This is a genomic window from Chryseobacterium sp. BLS98, assembly GCF_001045445.1.
Taxonomy (GTDB): Bacteria; Bacteroidota; Bacteroidia; order Flavobacteriales; family Weeksellaceae; genus Chryseobacterium.
Map to the genome: position 1 here is coordinate 484,889 of NZ_LFNF01000001.1, position 16,336 is coordinate 501,224.

General features: G+C 37.0%; 8 protein-coding genes and 1 riboswitch. Of the genes, 3 read left to right on the forward strand and 5 right to left on the reverse strand.

Going from position 1 to position 16,336, the window contains the following annotated elements:
• Window positions 1–46 precede the first annotated feature (46 nt).
• A complete protein-coding gene (locus tag ACM40_RS02265; RefSeq protein ID WP_053077085.1) occupies window positions 47–6,670 on the forward strand; it encodes an RHS repeat-associated core domain-containing protein in 6,624 nt (2,207 codons plus the stop codon).
• 4 nt (window positions 6,671–6,674) lie between these two features.
• On the forward strand, window positions 6,675–7,043 hold the full coding sequence (locus tag ACM40_RS02270) for a hypothetical protein (RefSeq protein WP_048501201.1): 369 nt from the start codon (window positions 6,675–6,677) through the stop codon (window positions 7,041–7,043).
• A gap of 326 nt (window positions 7,044–7,369) precedes the next feature.
• Here ACM40_RS02270 and ACM40_RS02275 read toward each other — a convergent pair whose 3' ends face one another.
• Together ACM40_RS02275 and ACM40_RS02280 are read right to left on the reverse strand one after the other, a co-directional pair.
• Complete coding sequence (locus ACM40_RS02275) at window positions 7,370–8,863, reverse strand: RagB/SusD family nutrient uptake outer membrane protein (protein WP_048501202.1); 1,494 nt, start codon at window positions 8,861–8,863, stop codon at window positions 7,370–7,372.
• Window positions 8,864–8,882: 19 nt separating this feature from the next.
• Window positions 8,883–11,819: a SusC/RagA family TonB-linked outer membrane protein gene (locus ACM40_RS02280; RefSeq protein ID WP_048501203.1), complete on the reverse strand. Its 2,937-nt coding sequence runs from the start codon at window positions 11,817–11,819 to the stop codon at window positions 8,883–8,885.
• An 83-nt stretch (window positions 11,820–11,902) separates the two neighbouring features.
• Window positions 11,903–11,999: riboswitch (SAM riboswitch) on the reverse strand.
• Window positions 12,000–12,243: 244 nt separating this feature from the next.
• Here ACM40_RS02280 and ACM40_RS02285 point away from each other — a divergent pair.
• On the forward strand, window positions 12,244–12,651 hold the full coding sequence (locus ACM40_RS02285) for a type II 3-dehydroquinate dehydratase (protein WP_048501204.1): 408 nt from the start codon (window positions 12,244–12,246) through the stop codon (window positions 12,649–12,651).
• Between the two features lie 107 nt (window positions 12,652–12,758).
• Here the strand turns inward: ACM40_RS02285 and pckA are convergent, their stop codons facing one another.
• The 3 genes from pckA to fabD form a co-directional block, all read right to left on the reverse strand.
• Window positions 12,759–14,375: a phosphoenolpyruvate carboxykinase (ATP) gene (pckA, locus tag ACM40_RS02290; RefSeq protein WP_048501205.1), complete on the reverse strand. Its 1,617-nt coding sequence runs from the start codon at window positions 14,373–14,375 to the stop codon at window positions 12,759–12,761.
• 127 nt (window positions 14,376–14,502) lie between these two features.
• The gene (locus ACM40_RS02295; RefSeq protein WP_048501206.1) at window positions 14,503–15,408 is read right to left on the reverse strand and encodes a GYDIA family GHMP kinase; all 906 of its coding nucleotides are present in this window, start codon (window positions 15,406–15,408) and stop codon (window positions 14,503–14,505) included.
• 10 nt (window positions 15,409–15,418) lie between these two features.
• Window positions 15,419–16,294 carry an ACP S-malonyltransferase gene (gene fabD, locus ACM40_RS02300; protein WP_048501207.1) on the reverse strand — a complete coding sequence of 292 codons (876 nt, stop codon included), beginning with the start codon at window positions 16,292–16,294 and terminating at the stop codon, window positions 15,419–15,421.
• Between the last annotated feature and the right edge of the window lie 42 nt (window positions 16,295–16,336).

Below are 16,336 nucleotides of genomic sequence, written 5' to 3' on the forward strand. Positions count from 1 at the left end.
TTTTTGATTCGTCGTCTATCAATTTATTAACACAAAGAAAAAGAATATGAAAATTTTCTATTCATTCATAATATCCTGTCTCTCAATATTAGGGTACTCTCAAACAATATTATACCAAGCTGAAAGTACCTCGCGAACGGTTCAGGATCCACAGACTGTAGTGCTTGCGCAGGGATTCCATGCAACATCCAATATATCTAATCCTTTTGTTGCTAAAATTGGGCCGGGTACTGAAAATCCGGGAGGAGGGCCTACAAATTCAGATGCAGGCGCAACTAACCCATCTGGAACAACTTCTCCAACAGGACAAAGTTTTCATGACACTAAAGGAAATATAGAAGTGAACGGAGCTGGGCAACTTCAGTTTACTTTGCCTATTGCTCTTCCACCTGGGGTAAAAAGTGTAGCTCCACAAATTAATTTAGTTTATACAAGCGGTTCTAACAACGGAATTGCAGGATATGGCTGGAACCTGTCAGGTTTAACAGCTATTTCAAAAGTTGGGAAAACGGTTGAAGCAGATGGAGAGGCTAAAGGAGTTCAATTAGATTATTCCGATTACTACAGTTTCAACGGTCAAAGGCTGATTTTGAAATCAGGAGAATATGGAAAGGACGGGGCGGAATATATTACAGAGAAGTATTCTAATGTAAAAATCAAATCAGTTGGTCAGGCTCACAATATATTAGAACCTTTGAATAGTCCTGCATATTTTGAAGTAACATTTGAAGATGGTTCACAAGCTTGGTATGGGTCATGGGCAGGAGCTCCTCCATTTGATTATTCAGCCAGAACGCCCATCGAATATAATATTGTAAAATGGATAGATACACAGGGAAATGTTATCAATTATAACTATCAGCAAGAAAGAAACGTGGCTGTATTAAGCTCAATATCATGGGGTGGTAATGAGACTCTTAACAAGGCTAATTTCAATGAAATCTCGCTTACTTATACTACGAGAGACTTGATTGAACAATCTTATGTAAGTGGAAAAGATTTTATCCAAAATAAAATATTAACAGAAATTAAAGTAACTTCAAATGGAAGTCAATTTAAAAAATATATTGTAAGTTATATTAAAAACGGAACAAATTATCAGGTAGTTGATAAAATTATAGAGTATAACGCTGATAACAATGCGGCTAATCCAGTAACTTTTACTTATCCAATTCCTACACAGCCCATTTTAGAATTTTCAAACAACAATGTAGATAGTTTTGATAACGTAAAACTCACAGGTGATTTTAATGGGGACTCTTACCTCGATTTCGTCTTAAATAATGGCACTGTAAAGCTTGGTGGCTTTAATGATACTTTTACTGATATTTCTACAGGCAAAATTTTTAATTCAGAAGCAAAGGTTGTTCATACTTTATTAGATGAAGAGAAACAAGTATATAGCGGAAATGGGATTGTTCAATATGAGAATGGTAAGATAGTAGGTTATATTTTCAGAGATAATATATTTGTAAAAATATTTGAAAAATTAATATATGATGAAGCAGGATGCTCAGCTGGTAACGATCCTCCACCTGCAGGCTGTCATATGCTATCACCATCCTTAAATGAAGGTGACCTCAACGGAGATGGTATTTCAGATATATTTTTAAGTTTAAAACAGCAAATCTGTGAATGGATTCCAGATCCTAATTGTAACAATTTCAATTCTAATGATACTACTAGTCGTCCCCCTCCATGTACTATACTTAATTGCAGTACTTATTCTATTGGAAATTTTATAGTAGATTTAAAAAATGCAGACGCTCCTTTATCTACCTATACTATTGATTCAGGAATCAATGAAAGTACTTATTATCAGCAGCAGTATCTGGATGTAGATGGCGATGGAAAAATAGATATTATTGATGTTTCCAATACAGCTTATACGGTATTTGAGTTTGTAAAAACTGCCTCTAATCAGTATCTTAAGAAAATCAGATTCACAGGTAGTTTAGCTGAAACAAAAGCATCAGAATCTCCGGTATTATTCGGAGACTTTAATGGTGATGGAAATATTGATTTTACAATCCCAACCACAGATACGCAAGAGAAAGATGACTGGAGATTTTATATAGGTAATGAAAAAGGCTTCTCTAATTTCCTGAAAGCAAACCTGTTGAAATATAGAAAACCCAATGACTATCAAAACAGTAGTCACCCAACTTTTAATATTTACAGGAACTTTTATACAGCATCAGATATTAATAAAGACGGTAAGTCAGATATTGTACATATAAACTCTTTTAATAAGGCTGGTCAGGTAAATTCAAACGGAAGTATAATTAGCCGATACTTTGGCTATACTATTGCAGTTTATACTGCTAACGGAGTTACAGCAAATGACAGTCCTGATTTCTTTACCAGCTATACTTATGGAGGTTATAATTACGTAACTAATGATCTTGGGAATTTTACGTTATTTTCTCCGATTACCTCACAAATTAAAGTAAATAACAACTATTATGATGTATTTTTATTCTGGAAAGAAAGAATGCACAAGCTTAAATCTCCTTCTTCGATCAGATTGCTATCTCAAATCCAATCTATTAGTCAGGGAGGAATTACTACATCAGTAGATTATTTAGAGGTAATTCCAAATAATCCTCTTAATCCTAATTTTTATCAAAAACTTAAAAAAGAATATTATCCTTATTTTTCTTTAAACAGAATTGACCAATCCTATGCTGTATCACAGTTAAGGCAAGAAGGAAGAAAGCAGGATTTTCGATACAGAGGTATGACTGGACATATGCATGGAAAAGGAATGATGGGTTATCATCAGTCTGCTCGTTCGTCATGGTATGCTGATGGCTTTGAAAATATCAAGGTTTGGTCTGGAGCAGAAATTGATCCTCTTTTTGATGGGATGCCAGTAAAAGAATGGAGTATTAAAACTAACAGTGAAAACAATATTTTCCCTGTAGATATTTCTGAAAATAACACTCAGTTATTGAGCTTTAAATCTACTATATATGAATCATACAAATTATTAAATGGACTGGTTATTACCTCTCCAGTTTCCGATACCGATAAACCACAGGTTGTAACAGCTACAGTCCCCACAAGTACTAAAACAAAGGACTTCCTGAATGGTACATTAACAAATACCTCTATTACTTATGGAGATTATTATCTTCCAAAGCAAAGTGTATCGAATATTAATAACGGGTATGCCATAACAACTTCCAGTTTCGAATATATTCATAATTTCTCAGGAGTCGGAGCAGATTATTTTATAGGTCGTCCTCAATCTAAAACTGATCTTATACAAGCGTATGGAGATACCAAATCGGCAAAAGAAGAATATACCTATGACAATAATCTTTTAAAGACCCTTAAAATAGGGAACAGAGACAATACCGGCTATTTGCTCGAAACTTACAATTACGATGGTTTTGGCAATATCACCGAAAAAACAATCAGCAATAGCGTAGACTCCCAAACCCGGAAAGAAACAAGTCAGTACGAACCTAAAGGAAGGTTTGTAGAGAAAAAGACAGATAATTTAGGATTAGAAACTAATATTGAATACAATGATTGGGGACAGATAAAAAAACAGACTGATCCTATAGGGAATACGCTTGTTAATACCTATGACAATTGGGGAAAACTATTAACTTCCAAGACTAATTTAGGAGGAACCACCACCTATAAGTATGAAAGAGACGATAATGCTAATATTATTCTTATCCAATACAATCCTGATGGAAAGATCTCGAAGAAATTTACTAGCAGATTGGGTCAGGATTATAAAACCTCTACTAAAACGTTTGGACAAGGACAATTTGTTTCTAAAGATACCCAATATGATGTACTGGGAAGAAAAATCAAGGAATCTGAGCCTTATTTTGAAGGACAAAGTGTTTCCCAATGGAATATTATCACTTATGATGATTCTGTATTCCCTATCACCAAGGCAACCGCTACAGCATTCAATGGCAAGCAGATGGAGACCATCGTTTCAGGATTAACCACAACCGTAAAAGAACTCAACGGTTACCAAAGAACCACTTCCAAGACCAATGATGTGTTAGAAAATGTAATTTCTTCAACAGATAAAGGTGGAACGATCCAATTCTCATATAATGCAGCAGGAGAACAAATCAAAGCCCAATATGCTGAGAACATTGTCACTACAAAATATGATTCTTGGGGAAGAAAATCAGAATTTAATGATCCTTCCAACGGATTGTATAAATATGAATATGACGGTTTTGGGCAACCTAAGAAAATTATCAGTCCGAAAGGAACCAAAGAATATAATTACAATACTTTAGGGCAATTAATTTCCCAAAAAGAAATTTCAACGGTTGATGGTGGGGAAGCAACCAATAAATTAATTTCCTTTACTTATGATGATAAGGGAAGGATAATTTCAAAAGGTGGAACATCCAAAGGAAAAGCCTACAGTTCAAATATATCTTATGATCCGCAGGGAAGAATATTATCATCCTCAGAAAGCAGCAACGGAAAATACTTTATCCAAAAAGGAATAACTTATGATGATAAAGCAAGAGTAATTTCTTATGAGAAGCAACTCTATTCTTCCGGTGTTCTTACTAAAGTTCAGATTGAAAATGTGTATAGCGCCTGGAATGGAGAATTGTATCTGGTAAAAGACAAAAATTCAAGCAAAATCCTTTGGGAGTTAAAAGAAGCCAATGCTAGAGGTCAGGTGTTGAAAACAAAATTAGGAGCAGCAGATATTAACAATACCTACGATCCTAATGGATTCCTCACGAATGTTAATCATTCGTCACAATTAAAACCTTCTATTCTCCAACTTTCCTATTCATTCGATGCCATTAAAAATGAATTGAATAGCAGAACAACTGGAGGAGACTTTAATATTGTAGAATCATTCGATTATGATGACAATAACAGATTGATAAATTGGACGAATCCTGTAACTGGAATTAAGCCAACAAGCAACAGAAACGTTTATGATATAAAAGGGAGAATCACCCAGAACGATCAGGTAGGAACTATCAAGTTTGAAAACTCTGCCAAGATTTACCAACCAACTGGAATGACCCTGAATGCCGCAGGAACACAAAATTATAATAATGATCTAATCCAAAGCATTGCCTATAATGAAAACAATGACCCGGTATTCATTGATGGAGAAAAAGGAGATATTGCTTTCCAATATGGGTTAACAAGCATGAGACAACGAGTAACTTACGGAGGTAACTTTAGTGTTGATGGAGACGGAAAATTCACCAAATTCTACAGTGAAGACGGAAGTTATGAAATTGTAAAAGACAACACGACTGGAAAAGAAAAGCATATCATTTATATAGGTGGAACACCATATGAATCAAATATTGTATATTTAAAGAACTTTACGGAGAGCAGCGGTTCTTATAATTTTTTACATAAAGATTATATCGGCAGTATCTTAGCCATTAGTGATGAAGCAGGAAACAAGCTTGAACAGAGGCATTTCGATGCTTGGGGTAATTTTACCCATCTTCAAATTGGAAATGGGGCTATTGTTACAGATAAGAATATAATTGACAACGCTTTGCTATTAGTAGATAGAGGATATACCAGCCACGAGCATTTTACAGAAGTAGGCATCATCCACATGAACGGAAGGTTGTATGATCCATTATTAAGAAGATTCTTAAATGCGGATGAAAATATTCAGGATCCTTACAATACCCAGAATTACAATAAGTATGGGTATGTGATGAATAATCCTTTGATGTTTAATGATCCAAGCGGGGAATTCTGGCAGTTTTTAGCGATTCCTATTGTTAAAGCAGTACTTTTTGCTGTTGTTTCTTACACAGCCACTGTTTTGATTACTGGCTCGAAGTTTAATATTCTGAACTTATATTCTACCATTGTAATGAGTATGATAAGTGCTGGAATAACAGGTGTTATAGGGGATGTTTTTACTAATTCTGCTGCAAGTATAGGAACTGAAGCTTTAAGAAGCCTCGTTCATGCAGGAGTGCAGGGAACGCTGAGCTTTATGCAGGGAGGTAATTTCTTTACTGCAGCTGCTAGTGCATTTTTAGCAAGTGCAGTATCTTTCGGATATGGGCAAGCTGTTGGAGATGTATACAGTGGTGTAGGACAGGTTGCTGTTGGAATGATTTCCGGGGGTGTAGGATCCGCCCTTACAGGAGGAAACTTTTGGGACGGTGTGAAGATTGGTGGGATTGTAGCGTTGTTTAATCATACTACGCATAGAATTGGGAATGAACCCACACAAAAAGGAAAGCAGGAGAAAGAGCCGTGGGACTTGAATGGTGACGGAAAAATGGACTTGGGTGAAGCAAACAATTGGTATAGAAAAGGGAATGGTGGTGCTGTCACTTTAGATGCAAGTAAAATAGATTTAAATTCTGTTGATACGAAAGGCTGGGTTAAAGGAAAAACATATAATGTTCAAACTTTGATAAGCTCAAGTGATGGTAGAGTTTTAGGAAATATTACCGTTAAGTATCTTGGAAATAATCAAGTAAAAATATTACCAGACACTTATAATTTTGAACAGCATGGAAATTTTACAGATAGTCCTTTTAGGAATGCAGCAACAGTTATTGGTAAATGGTATGCAGGACAAGGAGGAATTGAATTTCAAATAAATTTTAAAGGTATAAATACCATCAGACCGAGAGTCTGGAATTTTGAAAGAGGACCTAAATACTAAATATATGAGAAGCATAATATTTATAGTAATCACTTTTTTTATAATATTTTCTTGTAATATATCAGATAGTTATGAGAAGTTACCTTTTGGGGGTTATGAAATTGATTTTGAAGGTGGTAGTCAAAACAGGCTACTGAAAAATAATGAATTAATTATTGATAGTGGACTAGTGGATTGCATGTATAATGATGTTTATATGTTAGTTTCTGTAGATACTACTTATTCTATGAATCCAGAAAAAAAAGATAAGAAAAATTTGAAATATTTTATACAAGATCTAAAAAAAGATACTATTATCAAGAAAATATCTTATAAAGATCTAAAAAAGATTATAAAAGAAAAATCTTTAAAAAATATAGATATTACAAATTAAAATGAAGTTCTCATTTCAAAATAAAAAGCTTATACTTCTTTTTACGTTAACTTCTAATATTTCTCAAAACCCTGCCACATTTGTTGCAGGGTTTAATCAACCTGTTTAAACTTTATTTTCTGAGAAACATAATAGAAAAAAACAATAAGCATAAACAACGAGACTTTACAATATTTACAGGACAAATATATTCAAATAAAATCCCTTTAATTTATGAAGTTTATAATAATCCGTGACGTGAAAGCTAATAGAATACATAACTAATTTGATAAAAAGCCACGATATTAAAACATCGTGGCTTTTTTAAAAATCAAATCTAAATAAAACTACAAATTCGGATTATTCTCAATCTCTTTCTGCGGAATACTAAACAGATAATACTTACTGTTCGGTGCAAAAGAAGTTTGGTCCGGGAAATTAAAGACCGAATGTCCTCTTCCGTTCACTGTTTTTACCGTTCCATCAGGAGTTGTTACTTGTACTTTTATCGGCTGGCCGTTGGTATCCACGTACGGTTTTCTTACTACTGTACCTTGCGTTCTGATAATATCGGAAAGAGAGAATCCTTCTCCGAAAAGCTCTTTTCTTCTTTCAATCAATATCTCTTTGATCACATCATTTTGCACAAGAGAACCTGTATAAGGATTGGCATTTCTCGCGGTTTTTAATTGGTTTAAAGCTGCAACAGCATTGGTAACATTTCCGTTTCTTGCTTCTGCCTCGGCTTCAATCAAATACATTTCTGCAGCTCTCATCAATACAATATCTGCGATGAGTCCGGTTTTAAATTTAAATTTGGAATACCTCAACAGCCCTTCCCTGCCCGGCAGACCATCCCATTGAAACAGCTGAAATCTAATGTCATTCGTATCAAATAAATCTTTGAAAAAAGGGTCCGCCATAAAACTGTAGTAATAGCTTCCCGAAGAAGACACATCCAGATAATGGAAAGCATAGCTCGCTCCTGATTGTTCCTGAGTTTGTCCGTGTCCCCAAATCCATTCGCTATTGCTGATGTCATTGAAGCCTTCCTTATATTTTTCAGCAGTCATTAAGGGATAACCTGCTCTGGCAATCTTTGCAGCTGCAGCCGCCTTACTCCATTCTCCGGTATTCAGGTAAGTTCTTGCTAAAAGTCCATTTACTACGGCTTTATTGATCTTATCTTTATTATTTCTGGTATAATTGGCCAACAGATTATCTGCTTCTGTAAGATCACTTTTAATCAACGTATAAATTTCCTCCAGGCTTGCTCTCTTTTTTGGAACTGAACTGATGGTTGAAGGCTCTGTGTAGATAGGAGCTGTAAGTGCTGTTTTGTCTTTTAAATAACTGAACTGGTAAAAGCTGGCCAGGTTCAGATAACAGAAGGCTCTTAACGCTTTAGCCTGCCCTTTTACCTGGTTCTTTTTCTCCTGGCTCCCCTCGGTCTGGTCAATACGGGTGATCACATTATTCATATTATTAATCGTTGAATACAATGTCGACCATATAAACTGCGGTCTCGACGCTGTATTGTTGATCATTTCCGTAAAAGCATAGGCAGACGGAAAGCCATATTTATTCGTTAGAATCGCCACATCACTTCCCATGGCATCACTTGTCCTCAAGACGGTTGAATAACCGATATTTGCATAAGTTGGACCGTCATCATTCAATTTTGCCCACGCACCATTGATCACCGTTTCTGCGCTTTCGGCCGTTTTGAAAACTTCAGCACCGTTAGCCTGATCCGTAGGAGCCGTTTCCAGTTCGTTTGCACAGCTGGTCAACGACCATGCTGCGATCAGGGCAAAAGACATATATTTTAATTGTTTCATTGTTTCAATTTTAAATAGGTTAAAGAGTTGCCTGAAGACCGAAAGTTATCGTTCTCATGGCAGGATATCTGTAATAGGTTGTTCCATCCAGTGCCTGTTCCGGGTCCATTCCTTTATGTTTGTAGAAAGTCAGAAGGTTTTCTGCCTGAACATAAATTCTGAATTTTTTTAATCCTAATTTTTCAAAATAATCGGAAGGAAGTGTATAGCCCAGACTCACATTTTTAAGTCTGGCATAGGTTCCGGAGTATAAAAACCTTGAAGAAGTGGAAGTCCAGTTATTTGTTGCTGTGCTTAATGCAGGAACATCTGTATTTGGGTTTTCCGGCGTCCATCTGTTCAGCATTTCTGCACTCCATGCACGTCCGCCGGCGCTTCCGTTCGACATTAATGATGTATAATCCGTATCAAGGATCTTCCCACCGATACTGAAGGTCAGCAATCCTGAAAGATCAAAGTTTTTATAGGCAATACTTGTGGTAACCCCTCCCATTACTTTAGGCAATGCAGATCCCTGTACTGTTTTGGTTGCTTTTGCATATTCTGAAGTGGTCCCGTCCACTGTATTCCCGTTCGCATCCTGATAAATGTATCTCCACAGAGGTTTTCCGTTGGAAGAATCTACTCCCATCCATTCAGGAATAAAGAAATCATAAATAGAACCTCCTACTTCAAGACGTTTTGTTCCCGTAATCACGGATCCTTTAGGCAGCTTTGTTATTTTATTGGTCAGAGTACTCAGGTTGACATCCACATTCCATTGGAAATTATCATTTTTAACCGGTGTTGTAAAGAATGAAAATTCAAAACCTGTGTTCTGTATTGTTCCTACATTAAAAGGAAAATCACTGATCCCAAGAGATGGCGCAACCGGCATATTAAACAAAAGATCCTGACTCTTACGTTTAAAATATTCTATATTCCCTTTCACCCTGTTATTAAGAACGGCAAACTCAAGACCTACGTTTAAATTAAGATTGGTTTCCCATTTCACATCATTGGTCTGTACTTTTTCCAGAACAGTTCCCGGCTCGCCAAGATTATTATAAAATTTATACAATTCCTGGTAAGCATAGTAAAGAGAAGATCCATTCGGTCTTCGCAGTTTATCATTCCCCTGTCCACCATAGCTGGCACGCAGTGTCAGCTGGTTGAATACATTTAAATTCTTGATAAAATCTTCATTTGAAGCTTTCCACGAAGCCCCCACTGACCAGAATTTCCCCCATCTGTTATCGGCAAAGAACCTTGAAGAACCGTCCGCCCTTCCGGATACCGATAAAAAGTAAGTATTATTGAAATCATATTCTGCTCTTCCCAGGAAACTCAACAAAGAGAATTTGTCGCTGTTACCGCTAAAGCTTCCCAATAAAGCAGCTGCATCAGGCTCATAATAATAAGGAAGAGAAAACTGGCTTCTGGAACCGGATATCGTCTGATAATCATATTTGTAGAACTCCTGCCCTCCCAGAACATTCAGGTGATGTTTCCCGAATTTTTTGTCGAAAGTCAGAATATTACTGGTTGTATAAGATAATGTTCTGCTGTTGGACTTCGTTACAGAACCGCCAATTTCACTCCCTTCCCCGAGAAGCGGATTGGAGTAGTAATGACCGTTATAATTCACCAAATCAACGGAAAAGCTGGTTTTAAATTTCAGTTCCGGAAGGAAAGTAAATTCTAAAAATCCTTTCCCGGAGAAGTTGTCCTCTTTATTTTCGTTCTTGTCCAAAGGTAATGTTGCTGCTGCATTCTGGTTCTGCAATGCACTGGTAGGCCTGTATTTTCCGAAATCAAAAACACGGTTTCCTTCTGCATCCAGCACGTAGCTTCCATCTGCATTTCTTTCATAGTAAGGATAGAAAGACGGAATAACCCTGGCCGCATTGATGATATTGTCAGTTCTCGAGTCTGATGACGGCGGCGCATTCTGGATACTGTTGGTGTAGCTTAAATTAGCTCCTGCATTCAACCATTTTTTAACTTCGGAATTGATTTTTAACCTGGTAGAAAACTTTTGAAACCCGGATTCAATGGCAATTCCTTTATCATCAAGATAGCCTAATGAAAAGAAGTAATTGCTTTTCTCACTACCGCCACTGATGTCAAAATCTACCTGGCTTCTGGAAGCTGTTCTCTGAAGGATATCTCTCCAGTCATCATTCCACAAAGCTTTTGCTCCGGGAACAAGCTTTCCGTCTGTCCCTACAGGGTTGGGAAAACCGGCTCCGTAAGGATTGATCCCCAAAGCAGTTGTCAGGTTGTCACTCGCCATCTGTGCTGCCTGCTGTGAGGTGATCTGTCCCGATTTATATCCGTTTCTCAATGCTTCCCAATACAACTGGAAGTATTGATCTGTGCTCACCTGCTTATAATCCTTTACCGCTCTGCCGGAAAATCCCTGACTAATATTAAAATTAATCCTGGACTCTCCTTTCTTGCCGGATTTTGTTGTGATGATAATGATTCCGTTGGCTCCCCTTGAACCATATAATGAACTTGCCGTTGCATCTTTCAAAACACTGATGGATTCAATATCATTAGGACTGATGGAATTGATGTTTCCGTCAAAAGGAATTCCGTCCACCACATACAATGGATCACTTGAAGCACTTATGGAACCAATTCCTCTTATTCGTACAGAAGCGGTAGAACCCGGCTGCCCGGACGCACTTACTGCCTGAATTCCCGGAACCTGTCCTTCCAGGGCTTTTGTAATATTGGTCACCGATCTGTTATTGATTTTATCACTGGATATAGTAGCTACTGAACCGGTGTAACTTGTTCTTTTAGCCTTACCATAAGCAATGACAACCACTTCATCGATTTCCTTTTCGTTGACCGTATCTTTCTTAGTTTGGGTTTGGGTCTGTGCCTGTACGCCCATTATTCCTAAGAAAAATACAGCAACAGGGGGAATCCAAACTTTAGAATTAATTAAATTTTTACTAATCATAATCAATTTTATTTATCATATATTAAAAATTTGCCCTTTGCAGAAAAATCAGCAAAGGGCATCGCTCAATACGATAAACCAAGTGCTTATTTTTCCTTTATAGGCTGAATGTAACACCTTGCACTGGGCAGGTTGTTAAGATTTCACAGGGTCAGTTCCCTCCATCTTTCTTTATAAGCCGATCGAAATATGTTTGCAAATCTAAAAACAATTAGTCTACAAAACAAGTAGACTTTAAAATTTATTATGAAATATTTTCAAAAATTAACTTAATTTTTATTCAAAACTTAGAATTACAACGGGTTACAGAATTACGAAATATTTAAACATGATAAATATCATTACATATAATGCAATGAAACAAAACGGATAATTAAAATAAAAAAAAGTTCTATAATCGAACTAAACTATTTAAATTTATAACATGAAAGTTTTAATTATAAACGGCCCTAATCTCAATCTGCTAGGTACAAGAGAACCGGAAATCTATGGAACTATTTCCATGGAGGATTATTTGGAAAGATTAAAAACGGAATTTCCTTCTCATGAATTAAACTATTATCAGTCCAACATTGAAGGAGAGATGATCAACAGGCTGCAGGAAGATGATTTTGATGCTTTGGTAATTAACCCCGGAGCGTATACTCATTATTCGTATGCCATCTCGGATTGTCTGAAAAACATCAGAAAACCAAAAATAGAAGTTCATATCAGTAATATTTACAAAAGAGAGGAGTTCCGTCAGAAATCTGTTACGGCAGCCAATACAGATGCGGTATTGTCCGGTTTTGGAATGGATGGGTACAGGCTGGCGATCTTAAGTTTGAAATGATAAACAGGATTTCAATGTTTCTGAAGAAGATGTTTCGACTCTGCTCAGTATGACATTCCTGGTAACAATATAAAAAAAGCCTCATTATCATGAGGCTTTTTGTTGGATTAGGTAGTCTGCTGCTGAAGCTGTGGTCCTGAAGCAACTAACTTCTTCCCTTCTTCAGTATCGCAATACTGTTCAAAGTTTTTGATATATCTTGCAGCAAGGTCTTTTGCTTTTTCTTCCCATTCCGCAGCAGTGCTGTATGTTTCTCTAGGATCCAGGATACCTTCAGAAACATTCGGAAGCTGAGTTGGAATTTCAAGGTTCATGATCGGAACCTGAGTTTTAGGAGCATTTTCGATGGAACCGTCAATGATTGCATCAATGATTGCTCTGGTATCTTTAAGAGAGATTCTCTTTCCTGTTCCGTTCCATCCTGTATTGACCAGATAAGCTTTAGCTCCGTGTTCCTTCATTTTTCCAATCAGTGTTTTAGAATACATGGTTGGGTGAAGGGTAAGGAAAGCTTCTCCGAAAGCAGGAGAGAAAGATGGTTCCGGCTCAGTAATTCCTCTTTCAGTACCTGCCAGCTTGGAAGTATACCCACAAAGGAAGTGGTACTGTGCCTGGTTTTCATCTAAAATAGAAACCGGAGGCAATACTCCAAATGCATCGGCAGAAAGATAAACAATTTTTTTAGCGTGCCCTGCCTTAGAAGGAAGAACAATCTTGTTGATATGATAAATCGGGTAAGATACTCTTGTATTTTCTGTAATAGATCCGTCTTTATAGTCAGCGATTCCGTTGTGTACCACTACATTTTCAAGAAGTGCATCTCTTTTGATCGCTCTGAAAATATCCGGTTCTTTTTCTTCTGAAAGATCAATAACTTTAGCATAACATCCTCCTTCATAGTTGAATACGCCATTATTGTCCCAACCGTGCTCATCGTCACCAATCAGGAATCTCTTAGGATCTGCAGATAGAGTTGTTTTTCCAGTCCCTGAAAGACCGAAGAAAAGAGCTACATCACCATCCTCACCTACATTGGCAGAACAGTGCATGGAAGCCATTCCTTTTAAAGGAAGATAATAGTTCATCATGGCAAACATCCCTTTCTTCATCTCACCACCATACCATGTCCCTCCGATGATCTGTAGTTTTTCAGTAAGGTTGAACATGATAAAATTCTCAGAATTAAGCCCTTGAGCTTCCCATTCCGGATTGGTTGTTTTGGAACCATTGATTACTGTGAAATCCGGCTCTCCGAAGTTTTCAAGCTCATAGTGAGACGGACGGATAAACATATTGGTAACGAAATGCGCCTGCCACGCTACTTCAACGATGAACCTTACTTTTAGCCTGGTGTCTGTATTGGTACCACAAAAAGCATCAACTACATAAATTTTCTTAGCCTCAGAAAGCTGGTTCAGCACTAATCCTTTACAAAAATCAAAATTTTCCGCTGTTGTAGGAAGATTTACTTTTCCGTCCCAGAAAATTGTGTCTCTTGTAACATCATCCTGAACGATATATCTGTCTTTAGGTGAACGACCTGTGAAAACCCCGGTTTTTACTGATACTGCACCGGATTCTGTAAGTTCAGCTTTCTCAAAGCCTTGATTTTCAGGAGCTATTTCAGCCTGATACAACTCTTCATAAGACGGGTTATAGACGACTTCATAATTTCCTTTAATCCCTAATTTTTCTAAATCCTGGATGATTTTAGCGTGTTTCATTTTACTTATATTTTCTATTTCTTTATTGGGTTCAACAAAATTAATATTAATTATTTGTTAAAGGTGGTTTAAATATAATGATATAAGTCAGAATGACAAATAAAAAAACAGGATTGTAAATTACTGATTATAAATTAATTATATCAGACCATTCGAAAACAGTATTGAAACCTTTTCCCCAAAAATAGTCCTTATAGCCGTGAAATTTGGCACTCATCACAAAATCTCCACCCCAGGCTCCCAAACTTTTAACGAAAACAGGACAGTCTGCAAAAAACCGTTCTTTAACTGTAGGAATTTCAAGGAATTTTGAAATTTTTTGCTCATGAATCATCATCAATTCAGAAAAATTTTCCAATTCGTTGCATAACAAAACTTTTCTTGTGATATCCGAAAATTCATCAACAAGAATCCGGGACTTCAATTTGGACTTGTAAAAACTAATACCTTCCCTGCTATCCTGCTTCTGGTTTAAATGAATAAAAATCAGTTCATTTTTGAATGAAGGATTGAAATCTATCTTTTCGTAGCTGATCTTTGGCCGGCTTTGAAAAAGAACGGCGGATTTCTCTTTTGCCACTGCAATATCATAGCCGCTTCCTCCCAGGCTGATACTGTTAAGGTAGAAAGGATCAATGTCTGCCCACTCTGCAAGGTTGGTCATTAAGGTGGAACTGCTCCCCAGCCCGTAATCTGCAGGAAACTGGAGATTGGTTTTCAGATGGTAAGTAAAGTGGTTCTTGAATTTGGTTTCGGAAAGCTGCTGAACGTTTTTTAAGGTTTTCAGAATAAATTCAGCGCTTGAAGGAAGGTTGGTTTCGAGGATCTGCCAGTTTTTATAATCAATGACAGCTTTCAGCCATAATTTGTCCTGATGATGAGCTTCCCAAAAAATCAATGATTTTTCATCGTCTTTTTCATCAAAAAAAAACTCTTGTCCAAGCTTAGTGGGTACTGCCAGGACAAGAGCTCCGTCTATTGCGAAATATTCTGAAGTAAGCATAAGCTTTCCCGGTGAAAATATTCCGCTCATCGTATTTTAATTATATTGCAGAGGCAACATCTACAGAAGGATCAATTTTCTTGATCAGTCCCTGAAGAGTCTTTCCAGGACCTACTTCTACGAAATTAGAAGCGCCGTCTTTAATCATATTCTGAACAGACTGCGTCCATTTTACAGGACCTGTAAGCTGAGCAATCAGGTTTTGCTTGATTTCCTCAGGATTAATCACAGCTGTAGTCGTAATATTCTGGTAAACCGGAATAGTTGCTTTTCTGAATTTTGTTTTTTCAATAGCTGCGGCCAGTCTTTCTTGTGCCGGCTGCATTAATGGAGAATGGAATGCTCCGTTTACAGGAAGTAACAATGCTCTTTTTGCTCCTGCTTCTTTAAGCTTCACGCATGCTTCTTCTACTGCAGGGGTTTCTCCTGAAATAACCAATTGCCCGGGGCAGTTGTAATTGGCAGGCACTACAATTCCACTGATCTGTGCACAGATTTCTTCAACTTTAGCATCTTCAAGACCTAAAATTGCAGCCATAGAACTTGGATTGGCATCACATGCTTCCTGCATGGCTTTTGCTCTTTCGAATACCAGTTTCAAACCGTCGTCAAAGGATAAAACTCCATTGGCCACTAAAGCTGAAAATTCGCCTAAAGAATGTCCTGCAACCATTTCTGCTCCAAGACCGTTCACCGCTTTTAAAGCAGCAACTGAATGTATAAAGATTGAAGGCTGGGTAACCTCAGTTTTTTTAAGATCTCCATCCGTACCGTTGAACATCAAGGAAAGAATATCGAAACCTAAAATTTCATTGGCAGATTCCATTAAGTCCTTAATGTCTTTTCTAGAATCGTACAATTCTTTTCCCATTCCTACGAACTGAGAACCCTGCCCAGGAAATACAAGTGCTTTCATGTATTGAATTAAATATTATGCAAATATAAAGATAATGTTAAA